Origin of the sequence: Bradyrhizobium genomosp. III (assembly GCF_000261705.1) — a bacterium.
GTDB classification, from domain to species: Bacteria; Pseudomonadota; Alphaproteobacteria; order Rhizobiales; family Xanthobacteraceae; genus Bradyrhizobium; species Bradyrhizobium ottawaense.
The window spans coordinates 1-10,804 of the sequence record NZ_AJQF01000350.1 but is presented as its reverse complement, the minus strand read 5'-3'; the positions used below and the strand labels follow the sequence as shown (position 1 = coordinate 10,804).

The 10,804-nt window shown below is 66.2% G+C and carries 12 protein-coding genes and 1 pseudogene; 7 read left to right on the top strand and 6 right to left on the bottom strand.

Features of this window, described 5'->3' with window-relative positions; all coding sequences use genetic code 11:
- Positions 1–301, top strand: a pseudogene (locus IC66_RS0128075) (DEAD/DEAH box helicase); the annotation flags it as partial.
- A gap of 78 nt (positions 302–379) precedes the next feature.
- Here IC66_RS0128075 and IC66_RS0128070 read toward each other — a convergent pair.
- The gene (locus IC66_RS0128070; protein ID WP_038949894.1) at positions 380–685 is read right to left on the bottom strand and encodes a hypothetical protein; all 306 of its coding nucleotides are present in this window, start codon (positions 683–685) and stop codon (positions 380–382) included.
- A 126-nt stretch (positions 686–811) separates the two neighbouring features.
- Positions 812–1,318, bottom strand: a complete 507-nt coding sequence (locus tag IC66_RS0128065) for a GNAT family N-acetyltransferase (protein WP_038949893.1) — start codon at positions 1,316–1,318, stop codon at positions 812–814.
- 138 nt (positions 1,319–1,456) lie between these two features.
- Between IC66_RS0128065 and IC66_RS0128060 the strand changes: the two genes are divergently transcribed.
- Positions 1,457–1,843 (top strand): COG4315 family predicted lipoprotein, encoded by a 387-nt coding sequence (locus IC66_RS0128060; RefSeq protein ID WP_038949892.1) that lies wholly within the window; start codon positions 1,457–1,459, stop codon positions 1,841–1,843.
- An 8-nt stretch (positions 1,844–1,851) separates the two neighbouring features.
- Here the strand turns inward: IC66_RS0128060 and IC66_RS0128055 are convergent, their stop codons facing one another.
- Both IC66_RS0128055 and IC66_RS0128050 read right to left on the bottom strand, forming a co-directional pair.
- Positions 1,852–2,985 (bottom strand): DJ-1/PfpI family protein, encoded by a 1,134-nt coding sequence (locus tag IC66_RS0128055; protein WP_028141127.1) that lies wholly within the window; start codon positions 2,983–2,985, stop codon positions 1,852–1,854.
- A 109-nt stretch (positions 2,986–3,094) separates the two neighbouring features.
- Positions 3,095–3,649 carry a PAS domain-containing protein gene (locus IC66_RS0128050; RefSeq protein ID WP_018322140.1) on the bottom strand — a complete coding sequence of 185 codons (555 nt, stop codon included), beginning with the start codon at positions 3,647–3,649 and terminating at the stop codon, positions 3,095–3,097.
- A 455-nt stretch (positions 3,650–4,104) separates the two neighbouring features.
- Between IC66_RS0128050 and IC66_RS0128045 the strand changes: the two genes are divergently transcribed.
- Together IC66_RS0128045 and IC66_RS0128040 are read left to right on the top strand one after the other, a co-directional pair.
- Positions 4,105–4,923 (top strand): rhomboid family intramembrane serine protease, encoded by an 819-nt coding sequence (locus tag IC66_RS0128045; RefSeq protein ID WP_038949891.1) that lies wholly within the window; start codon positions 4,105–4,107, stop codon positions 4,921–4,923.
- A 190-nt stretch (positions 4,924–5,113) separates the two neighbouring features.
- The gene (locus IC66_RS0128040; protein WP_028141124.1) at positions 5,114–5,542 is read left to right on the top strand and encodes a CBS domain-containing protein; all 429 of its coding nucleotides are present in this window, start codon (positions 5,114–5,116) and stop codon (positions 5,540–5,542) included.
- Here the strand turns inward: IC66_RS0128040 and IC66_RS0128035 are convergent, their stop codons facing one another.
- On the bottom strand, positions 5,543–6,577 hold the full coding sequence (locus IC66_RS0128035; protein WP_028141123.1) for a patatin-like phospholipase family protein: 1,035 nt from the start codon (positions 6,575–6,577) through the stop codon (positions 5,543–5,545).
- Between the two features lie 244 nt (positions 6,578–6,821).
- Between IC66_RS0128035 and IC66_RS0128030 the strand changes: the two genes are divergently transcribed.
- On the top strand, positions 6,822–7,895 hold the full coding sequence (locus tag IC66_RS0128030) for a hypothetical protein (RefSeq protein ID WP_038949890.1): 1,074 nt from the start codon (positions 6,822–6,824) through the stop codon (positions 7,893–7,895).
- A gap of 435 nt (positions 7,896–8,330) precedes the next feature.
- Positions 8,331–8,525: a hypothetical protein gene (locus tag IC66_RS47215; protein WP_018322145.1), complete on the top strand. Its 195-nt coding sequence runs from the start codon at positions 8,331–8,333 to the stop codon at positions 8,523–8,525.
- A gap of 36 nt (positions 8,526–8,561) precedes the next feature.
- Here IC66_RS47215 and IC66_RS0128020 read toward each other — a convergent pair whose 3' ends face one another.
- On the bottom strand, positions 8,562–9,554 hold the full coding sequence (locus IC66_RS0128020; RefSeq protein WP_244625886.1) for a zinc-dependent alcohol dehydrogenase family protein: 993 nt from the start codon (positions 9,552–9,554) through the stop codon (positions 8,562–8,564).
- 102 nt (positions 9,555–9,656) lie between these two features.
- Between IC66_RS0128020 and IC66_RS0128015 the strand changes: the two genes are divergently transcribed.
- A complete protein-coding gene (locus IC66_RS0128015; RefSeq protein ID WP_038949888.1) occupies positions 9,657–10,517 on the top strand; it encodes a LysR family transcriptional regulator in 861 nt (286 codons plus the stop codon).
- The last annotated feature ends 287 nt before the right edge of the window (positions 10,518–10,804 follow it).

The following is a 10,804-nucleotide window of genomic DNA, read 5'->3' as shown; positions in this document are numbered from 1 at the left end:
GGAGCCGATGGCGGGCGCGCCGCAGCAACAGGCGCCTGCGGAGGAGCGGTCACACCCGCCCCGGCGCGAGAGCCGCGACAGCGATCATCGGGAACGTCGCGAGGATCGTCCACGCGACAAGAGTGAATTCAAGCCGCGCAGCAAGCCTCAGGGCGAGCGCGGGCCGAAATTCGACGATGCTCCGTCCTTCGGCAAGAAGAAGCACAAGAACAAGCCGGGTCACGCAGAGCCGTCGGTCACGCCGTGGCCCGCGAAGGGCGCGCCTGGAAAGAAGCCGAAGAAGAAAAAGCATCGCGGCTGAACCGGCACCGTTCAGCGCAGACGACAATGATGCCGCCGGGTTGCACCGGCGACATCATCTGAAAAGTCGGGTGTGAGCTCAGCGACCACCGCCGCCACCACCACCACCGCCGCCGCCACCACCGCCGCCGCCGCCGGCATCGCGCATCGACGAGCTGTAGCGCGGGTCGGTCTGCTTCATGTAGGTCGGCGAGGTATCGCGGACGGGAATGACGCTGCTGCGGGAGCGGCCGGGGTTCGGCTGCTCGAAGACGATGCCACAGCCTTCGAAAAAGGCGAACTGGCAGCCATCGGTTCGGTGGGGCGCCGCGTTGGCGCTGGTCGCGGCGAACGCGCTCGTCGCAACGCATGCAATCAAGGCAATCTTCGACAACGTGAGCTTCATGGATATTCTCCAGCCTCGGTTCGGCGAGACCGGAACGGCTCGCACACACCTTCGACGGAGCGCCACCTGACCCGGTTCGAGGGCGCGGCTTCACGCCCGCGTGAGCCGGCCGGCCGGCGAGGGACATTACACCGCGGTAAGGTCGCGCAGCATGTACGTCGAGCCTTCGCCATAGGATGCCAGCTTTGCGCGCAGTGCCGCGTCCGCCGTGACGGGCCGAAAGCCGAGACGTTGCCACAGCGGCCGCGTGGCATAGACCGAGACCAGTGCGAGCGTTGCGATGCCTGACGCACGCGCCAACTGTTCAACATCAGCAACATAGGGGCGCACGACGCCGCCGCGAAAGTCGGGCAGGACCGCGACGTCATGGACGTAGAGGCAATCCGCATCGTCAGGCAGTCGTGCGAGCAAGCCGTCGAGCGGCGGGATCCGGTATTGCTTCCAGGGATGCGCGAGACCGTAGCCGGCGATCTCGTCGCCCGCGACCAGCACGCGGCATCCGTCGGGATAGAGCCGCATCTTCTCCGCGAGCACCTCGGGGCTCTCAGGAAGAGCAGGATGAATTTGCGCCGCGATCGCGCTGATCGCGGGCAGGTCGGATGCGTGCGCGGGACGCCAGTGCGGCTTGCTCATGTCTTTCCGTCTCGGTTGACCCAGTTTATTCCGCCGCGTCGGCGCGCGCAGCGAAAAATATCTTTGCCGCCCTCTCAGGAATACGACGCCGCGTGCGGCGTCCTACCCATGCAAGCCAATTGCATGACAGGAGATATCATGACGTCCCCGATCCGCCTCGCGCTCTCGCTGGCACTCTCGCTCGCGATCGTTCCCGCCGCCTTCGCCGCACCGCCGACCAAGACCGGCAAGACCGACAAGGGCAACGTGCTCACCGATGCCAAGGGCATGACGCTCTACACCTTCGACAAGGACGCGGACGGCAAGTCCGCCTGCAACGGTCCATGCGCGACGAACTGGCCGGTGCTGAAGGCCGAGGCGAGCGATGCGGCCGGTGACGGCTACACCATCATCACCCGCGACGACGGCTCGAAACAGTGGGCCTACAAGGGCAAGCCGCTCTACACCTTCGCCAAGGACCAGAAGCCCGGCGACGTCACCGGCGACGGCTTCTTGAACGGCGCCTGGCATCTGGCGATGCCGTAACGGCGCATCTATCTCGGATATTCGAGCTGCATCGCGACGAAGTCGGCCGTGCGCGAGCCGTAGCGCGCGTCGATGGCGGATAGCGTCTGGTCCAGCGCTCGCGCCGGCGGCAAACCGGCGGCGGCCGGCGGCGTCAGCTTTGCCGGCCAGTCGGCCGCGATCTTGTCCGGCAGGATGCGGAGACCGCCGCGGCTCGTCTGCGGCTCTGCCGTGGCAGCGAAGGTGAGGGCACGCGAGCGATAGGTGCGCGACCACGCATCGGCGATTAGCGCAAGCGAGACCTCGTCGATGCCTGGCGTCAGCGCGATTCCGAGTTGCTCGCGGTTCCAGAATGCGAGCGTGTTGGCGATCGCCGTCAGCGCGAACGGGCGTGTGAACTGGAACGCCGCGCTGCGATGGCGCGCGTTCCACTCCGCAAGACCGATGTCGCCGGCGACCGCTTCGGCCCTGGCGCGGCCGGCGATGGCCTCGACCAGGGTCAGGGCCATCGGCATGGACGCGGTGATGCCGGTCGTCGTCGCGACGCCGCGCTCGACCACCAGCCTGCGGTCCGCGACATAGCGGATCGCGGAATGCTTCTGCAGATCGCGCACCGAATACCAGTGCGTGGTGGCCTGCCGGCCGTCGAGCAGCCCGGTGTTGGCAACGACCTTGGCGCCGACGCAGACGCCGACGATGATCGCGCCCTTGCCGGCCTGGCTTCTGATCCATTGCAGGGCGACCGCATCGTCTTCGCGGCTCATCGCGGGCACGATCACGTAGTCGGCGCCGTCGGGATGCGCAGCGTCGAACTCGGCGATGGTCGCATGCGGCTGCACTTTCAGCGCGGGATAGAGCGTGACGGGTCCGGGCTGCGTCGCCAATGTGAGGACGTCGGCGACATCGGCGCGCGCGAGGATGCCGTAGGGCATCAGATAGTCTGTCGTCTCGGTCATGTCGTTGATGCCGACGATGGCGATCAGCGGGCGTTCGCGCTTCGGCGGCTTCAGCGCCGCAAGCGTCGCCTCGGTCTCGTCCCTGGAAATTGCGGGCGCGGCTCCCCGAGCCGGAGTGCCTGGCAGCAGGAACAGCCAGGTTCCGCCGATCGCCGCCAGCAGCGCCACGCAGCCGAGGCCGCTCAACGCCAGAACGCGCCATGTCATGATGATGTCACCCGAACCTCGTTGCTTCACGCGAGGCGGAAGCTAACCCTTGGCAACGACATCAGGAATGACGCAGATCCGGCAAAAACGGCCATCCGCGTGCGCGAGACTATCTCAGCCCCTCATACACCATCAGCCCGCGTGCGATCTGCAATTTGCGGATCGCGCGCGGCAGCAGCTTCTCCGGCTGGTGCAGATAGCGCCAGGAGGTGAGGGTGAAGGTTGAAAGCGCGCCGCATTCGTCGTCGAACGGCGCGAGCACGCCTGTCACGCTCACCGGCGTGTGCGGGCGGGCGTTGAAGGGCAGCAGCAACAGCTCGAGATAGGCCTTGCTGCCGTCCTCGCGCGCGGCCGTGATGCCGGCGATCGCACCTAACGCCTCGTCGGCGACGATGGTCGTGATCTCCTCGATCTCGCCGCGGCTCGCGGCCGTGAACAGCGCCGCAAAGCTCTGGTCCTTGAGGTCACACCCCGCGAGCGCACAGACGCGCGTGCCCGCGACGCGGAAGGGAAAGCCGAGATTGGGCTCGCAGGAGAGGACAAAAATGTCGCCGAGCAGGCCGCGGACCGCGGCCGGATCGATGTCGGCCCTATCAGGGGCCCGTGCGGCGCCGCGCTTCTTGTCCCAATACGCGAAGAACGCGCGGCTCGACGGATGTTTCATGTCTGAACGCTTATCCCGGGGTGCAACCTCGAAGGGACAAAGCTGTCCCGCTTCAGTGCACCCGCGATCCCTTGTGATGTTGTGCAGGAGGGGATTTGCAGCGTCCATGCCGGGAGGGCGTTTTCGCCCTCGTTAAGGCAGTCTTTGCGTCGTTAACGTTAAATTAACTATGGCCTTTGCGCCTCGCGCGGCGCTGCTATGGTGATCGCAGTCGCAAGCCTCGCCGCTTTCATCCAGGTTCTCGGCGGGGTCTGTACACAGGGCGTCAAACAGTTTGGTCACGGGCCGCGGGGAGGGGTGGGGATACACCTTCATTCCTCCGGTACCGGAAGGCCGACACGGACAGGCAGGGCTTCCCAGGGCCCTGCCTTTTCCTTTTGTGCACTTGCGCAAGGCCGGCAAAGGCGACTATCTCCAAACGGATCGTTCCGATCGCGCCTGAAAGCGAAGCTGCCTTGGATTCCCCGCACGATTCTCCGCCGCAGGATTCTCAGCCCGGCCTGCCGGCCGCCCATGAGGAGGCTCCGCGCGAGCCGGTCCTGACGCTGCCTGTGGCGCTGACCGCCTATATCGTCCTGCTGGCGGTGATCCATCTGCGGGTGCTGCTGCCGGCGGAGCTCGAGAACTGGACCATCGACGTCTTCGGCTTCATCCCGAAGCGATACGATTCCTCGCTGCTCAATCTGCAGATCCCGGGCGGGTCGGGCGCCAAGGTCTGGACGTTCGTCACCTATTCGCTGCTGCACGCCAATCTGACCCATCTCGGCTTCAACGTGCTCTGGCTCTTGCCGTTCGGCAGCGCGCTGGCGCGGCGGTTCGGCGCGGTCAGGTTCTTTCTGTTTCTGGCGGTGACGGCGGCGGCCGGCGCGCTCGCCCATCTCGTCACCCATGAGCACGCGGTGGCGCCGATGATCGGCGCCTCCGCCTCGGTGTCGGGCGCGATGGCAGCCGCGATCCGCTTCGCCTTCGTGCGCGGCAGCTTCCTGTCGTTCAACCGGTCGGACGCCGATACCGCAGCAAAGGTTCCGGCGCTGCCGCTATCGCGTGCGCTGCGCGACGGGCGGGTGGTCGGCTTCCTCGCCGTGTGGTTCGGCGTCAACATCATCTTCGGCGTCGGTGCGATCGGCATCGATTCCGAAACCACGAGCGTGGCCTGGCAGGCGCATATCGGCGGCTTCTTCGCCGGCCTGCTGCTGTTCGCCCTGTTCGATCCCGTGCCGCGCGTGCGAAACGATGCGGATGCGTCATCACAGGACGTTTCAGACCGTATTTGAAGCGGCGCTTGCGGCGCGGCCCGAATTCATCCATCATTTGCAGAAAGAATGTTCCGAAGCTGCAAGCCGCTAGCGGCGATGCTTCGCAAAGCGCCTGAGCCTGCAACCGGCGCCTAAACTGTTAGTTGAAGACTCGAAGAACAAGTCCGGACCGCCAAGTGGCGGACGGGTCCGATTCAGGGAGGCAACAATGACGGTACGTTCCATTCTCAACACCAAGGGCCACCAGATCATGAGCGTCGAGCCCGACGCGAAGCTGGCTGCCGCGGTCAAGTTGCTCGGTGAGAAGAAGATCGGCGCGGTGCTGGTGATGAACCAGAGCCGGCTCGAGGGCATCCTGTCGGAGCGCGACATCGTCCGCGTGCTCGGCGAGCGCGGCGCCGGCGCGCTGGAGGAGCCGGTCGCTCAGGTCATGACCCGCAAGGTGGTGACCTGCAAGGAGACCGACACGGTCGCCGAGCTCATGGAGATGATGACGTCGGGCAAGTTCCGCCATCTGCCCGTGATCGACAACGGCAAGGTGGTCGGCCTGATCTCGATCGGCGACATCGTCAAGCGCCGGGTCCAGGAATACGAGTCCGAGCAGGAAGCCCTGCGCGACTACATCAAGACGGCCTGATCAGGTCTGCTCGCCCGCTTTCGGAGCGGTGCCTTCGGGCGCCGGCGCCAGCACATGGATCGCCTCCTGGATCGACTCCAGCGCGCGCTCCGCGGCGCGGGTGCCATGAGCGATCAGGTCTTCGGAGCGGTGGAAGTCGAACCAGCCGAACTGGCCGACCCGCGGCGTGATCAACAGATCCGGCGGATCGCCGGCAAGGCGGGCGCGGGTGATGCGGTCCTGCATGATGTTGAAGGCATCCACCATCACCGAGGAGATGCCGGGCCGGCCATTGCCGCCAAAGAACTCGCGCTTCATCGTCCTCTCGGGCGAGAACAGGCGCGGGAAGCGCCGCTTGGCCGTCGGCTCCTCGGCCCCCGGAGCGACCGGCGTGGGCGGTGCGCCGTGCGAATAGATCGTCGTGGAATGGGTGAAGATGTCGCTGGAAAGATTTGCGGCGATGACGATTTCGGCGCCGAGCGCGCGGGCGGCCGAGACCGGCACCGGGTTCACCAGCGCGCCGTCGACCAGCCAGCGGTCGCCGATCAGGACGGGCGAGAAGATGCCGGGCAGGGCGTAGGATGCGCGCATCGCATCGACGACGCGGCCGCGAGTCAGCCAGATTTCGTGGCCGGTGCGGACCTCGGTCGCGACGCTTGCGAACTTGATGGGCAGGTCCTCGATCAGGGTCTGTCCGACCGCGTTCTCGAGGCGGGTCGCCAGCTTCTCGCCGCCGAGCAGGCCGGAGCCGTTGAGGCGGATGTCGAGATAGCCGAGGATGTTGCGCATCCCTTGCAGGCTGCGTCCCCACTCTTCGAACGTCTCGAGTCGGCCGGCCGCATGGAGGCCGCCGACCACGGCGCCGATGGAGGTGCCGACCACGACGTCGGGCACGATGCCGTTGGCGATCAAGGTCCTGAGGATTCCGATATGGGCAAAGCCGCGCGCCGCGCCGCCGCCGAGGGCAAGGCCGATGATCGGCCGACGGGTGGGGCCAAGGCCAATCTTCTCACCGTTCGAGCCGTTCCCACCACGACCCTTCAAGATATCAAGCACCGAAACTCTCCTACCCGGGCCAGCCCTCGACACCAGAGTAGGCACCGGACTTCCGCCGCACCAGAGCGAGGGCCAAGCATGGTTTATACCGTTCGGGAAGCAGGGGGCAGCAGTGTGGCGAGGGCTGGCTGCCGCTGGACTAATCACGCAGGCGTCAACCGGGTTCCATCAATCGGACCGGGCCCGTATTTCCTGGGGTTTCAGAGGCTTGAATTTGCCGCGTTTTCGGTGAAAAGCAGGGGGCATGACACGCGGGGGTGACGGCATCATCGGATGGCGGCGCAGCGGCAGGCTGCTGCCGGCGCTGAGCCTTGCCGCGTGCCTCGTTACCTCAGGCCAAAACGCTGCGCAGGCGCAGCTTTTCTCCGATCGTCCGCCGCCGGTCCCGCCGGCTTCGGTGCCCGAGCCGGGCGGCGCCGTCAGCCTGGCGCCGCCCTCCGGGCCTGGCGCCGGCCCCCCGAGCCTGCCGCCGACCCTGATGCAGCCGACGACCCCCAGCATGCCGCCGCCCGCGGTCACGACCGTGCCGCCGGCCGCCCCGCTCAATGCGGCCGTGCCCGGACAGGGCGTGCTGTCGCTGACCGCGAAATACGGCAAGGATTCTCCGGCGATCACCAGCGGCCTGGTCTGGCGCGTGTTTGCCGACCGTCCCGATGAGAACGGCACCTTCAAGCTGATCCGCGAGGACCGAAGCGCCACGCCCAATATCGTGCTGCCGCCCGGCAATTACGTCGTGCACGTCGCCTTCGGCCTCGTCAGCGCGGTGCGCACCGTCAGCCTGAAGGCCGAGACCGACCGCGAGTCCTTCGTGCTCCCGGCCGGGGGCCTGCGGATCGAGGGTCGGGTCGGCACCAGCCGCATTCCCCAGAACCAGATCTCGTTCGCGATCTACAAGGGCAGCCAGTTCGAATCCGGCGAGCGTGCCTCCTTGGTGCCGAACGTCGCCGCCGGCGACGTCGTGCTGCTGCCGGAGGGCACCTACTACATCATCTCCAACTATGGCGACGCCAATTCGGTGGTGCGCTCCGACATCCGCGTCCAGGCCAGCAAGCTCACCGACGTCACCATCACCCACCGCGCAGCCGTGATCACGCTCAAGCTGGTCAGCGACAGGGGCGGCGAGGCGCTCGCCAACACCGCCTGGTCGGTGCTGACCCCGGGCGGCGACGTCATCAAGGAATCGATCGGCGCCTTCCCGCGCGTCGTGCTCTCCGAAGGCGAATACCGCGCCATCGCCAAGAACGAGGGCAAGGTCTACGAGCGCGGATTCAACGTCGTCAACGGCGTCGACGGCGAGGTGGAAGTCGTCGCGCGCTAAGGCCCTCGCGCGCTAAGGCCGTCGCGCGCTAAGGTCCTGGCGGCGGTGCCGCCTGCAACCTGACACCGACCTGACGTCCGGCACGGAAATTCTCATCGAGCGCACGAACGTGCATCTCCTGTTACCGTCGCATGCGTCGTGGGGACTGGTAAGCAAAATGCTCATCCCCATCACCCCCTGTGTTCTGCTTTGAATACTGCAAGCGCCAGCAGATTGCCTCCTGGGGCCGAGGCAAACACCGCTGGCGAAAGCTTATTCCCGCACCCCCGCCGTCCTCATCACAGCGGTGCAAGAGACGAATTTCCGATCATCAATTTTATTCTCTTTCCACTCCGCTGGGTTATATGTCGGGCATCCGTCTAATGGGGGAGGCCGGAGCAGGGGCTTGGATGCCTTTGCGAGACCGGCAAGGAGCAGGGGACCAAGCTCGTCGGCATGTTCGAAGTGATCCTCACCAGGCGCAAGCGGTTTGGCTGGCGATGGCAGGTGTGCGACCAGTCCGGCAAGATCTTTGCCGACGGTTTCGAGCGCACCCGGCCCTCCGCCAAATATCATGGCGAGCGCGCGTTGTTCTTCCTGTTGTCGCAGGCCTATTTGCGCAACCGCTCCGCCGCGTCCAGCGAGGACTAGCGGCGCGCACAGCTCCATCCGGCTACAAGCTCCACCTCAGATATCGACGACGAGCTTGCCCTTGGCGGCGTGATCCCTGATCAGGGCATAGGCGTCGTCGACGTTCTCCAGCGTAAAGCGCCTGGCGTCGAGCAGCGGCACGAGCTTGCCGGCCTCGGCGAGGCGCGTGGCCTCCGCCATGATCTCTCCATGATGCGCGCGGCCTTCGCCCGACAGCAGCGGCAGCAGCGTGAACACGCCTGAATAGGTGGCTGCCCGGAATGACAGCGGCGCAAGCGCATGCGTGCCCCAGCCGAGCGCGCTCACCACATGGCCGAAGCGGCGCACCGCTTCGAAGGAAGCGTCGAGCACCTTGCCGCCGACGGTGTCGTAGACGATGTCGAAGCCGCGGCCGCCGGTGTGCTGCGCCACGCAGGCTTCGACCGAACTGTCGCGGTCGATGAATACGGCGCCGAAACCTTCGATGGTGGCGCGCTGCGACGGCGAACCGGTTGCGAACACCTCCGCTCCGAAGGCGCGCGCGATCTGGATCGCGACATGACCGACGCCGCCCGCACCGCCATGAATCAATACCTTCTGGCCCGCCTTCAACGCCGCCCGATCGATCAGGCCTTCCCAGGCCGTGATGACGATCAGCGGCAGCGCGGCAGCTTCCCGCATGCCGAGATTGGCAGGCTTCAATGCGAGGAGATCGGCATCGACCGCGGCGAATTCGGCGAGCGATCCCTGTACGCCGCCGACGCCACCGGTCATCCCGTAGACCTCGTCGCCCGGCTTGAACCGCGAGACCTCGCGCCCGGCCAGCTCGACCACGCCGGCGAGATCGATGCCGAGAATTGCCGGCAGCGGGTGGCGGGCATGCGCCGCGGCGCCGGCCTGGATCTTGGTGTCGAGCGGATTGACCGCGCTCGCGCGCACCCGCACCAGCACGTCGTGCGGGCCGATCTCGGGCGTGGAGATGGTTGAGAGGCGCAAGGGAGCGTTGTGGGTCTCCAGGACAGTTGCGCGCATCGTCGATTGTCTCGTCATGATCGTCTTGCTCCGTGATCGGCTCAATATGCCCATGAAATTTTGCATGAGAAGGAACAAGGTTGTACAATCGTCATACATTTATGTATGGCGGGATTCCTGATGGACTGGAGTGATCTGCGCATCTTCCTGGCAATTGCGCGCGAAGGCACGCTCGGCGCTGCCGCACGAAAAATCGGCCAGACCCAGCCGACGATGGGCCGGCGGCTTCGCGCGCTCGAGACGTCGCTGGGACAGACGCTGTTCCAGCGCACGGCGGATGGCCTGGTGCTGACCGACGAGGGCGCCGCCGTGCTCCGCCATGCCGAGCGGATCGAGGACGAGGCGCTCGCGCTGGAGCGCCATGTGTCCGGTGCGGAGACGCAGCTCGACGGCCTGCTCCGCCTGTCATCGTCGGACTGGTTCGGGACGGTGATGCTGTCGCCGGTGATCGCCGCATTCGGCAAGCGTCACCCCAAGGTGACGGTGGAGCTCCTGACCGATGCGCGGCTCTACAGTCTGCCGCGGCGTGAAGCCGATCTCGTGTTTCGCATCAAGCCGTTCAGCGAGCCCGAGGTGATCTCCAGAAAGCTGCTGCACATTCCCCACGCGCTCTATGGCAAGAGGGGCAGCAAGCCGCCGCGCGCCGGCGACGGCAGCGCTGTCCGCGTCGTGACGATGAATGCCGAGTTCGCCGACATGCCGGACGCCGTCTGGCTGAAGCGCGCGCTGCCGAATGCAGCCGTCGCCTCGCGCAGCAACAACAGGCAGGTGCAAGCCGAGCTTTGCGCGAGCGGCGGCGGCTTTGCCGTGCTGCCGCGTCCGCTCGGCGACCGCGACCGCCGCCTGGTCGCGCTCGACATCGGAACGGCGCCGCCCGGCCGCGACACCTATGTCGGTTATCACCGCGATCTCAGGCGGCTCGCCCGTCTGCGCGCGCTGCTCGATATCGTGATCGAACGTCTCGCCGGCGCGGCTCCGTAGGCGGCACGGTGCCGTAGGGTGGGCAAAGCGACTTGTCCGCCGTAGCTCGGAGAGCGAAGGCGGAAGCGTGCCCACGATTGGCCCGAGTGGAGAGAGATGGTGTGCACGGCGCTTTGCGCCTTTGCACCCTACGAACGCGTTCCCACGAGCCCTTGCGTTGTCCGACGGGCAAAACACCCGAGCCGTGGGTCAATCCGTGTCATCAAAAATATCCCACTTTACCGAAATTCGGAAATCACGTATGTGTCGCGACAACCCGGCCCAAGGAAGAGGGGCGTATCGCGATC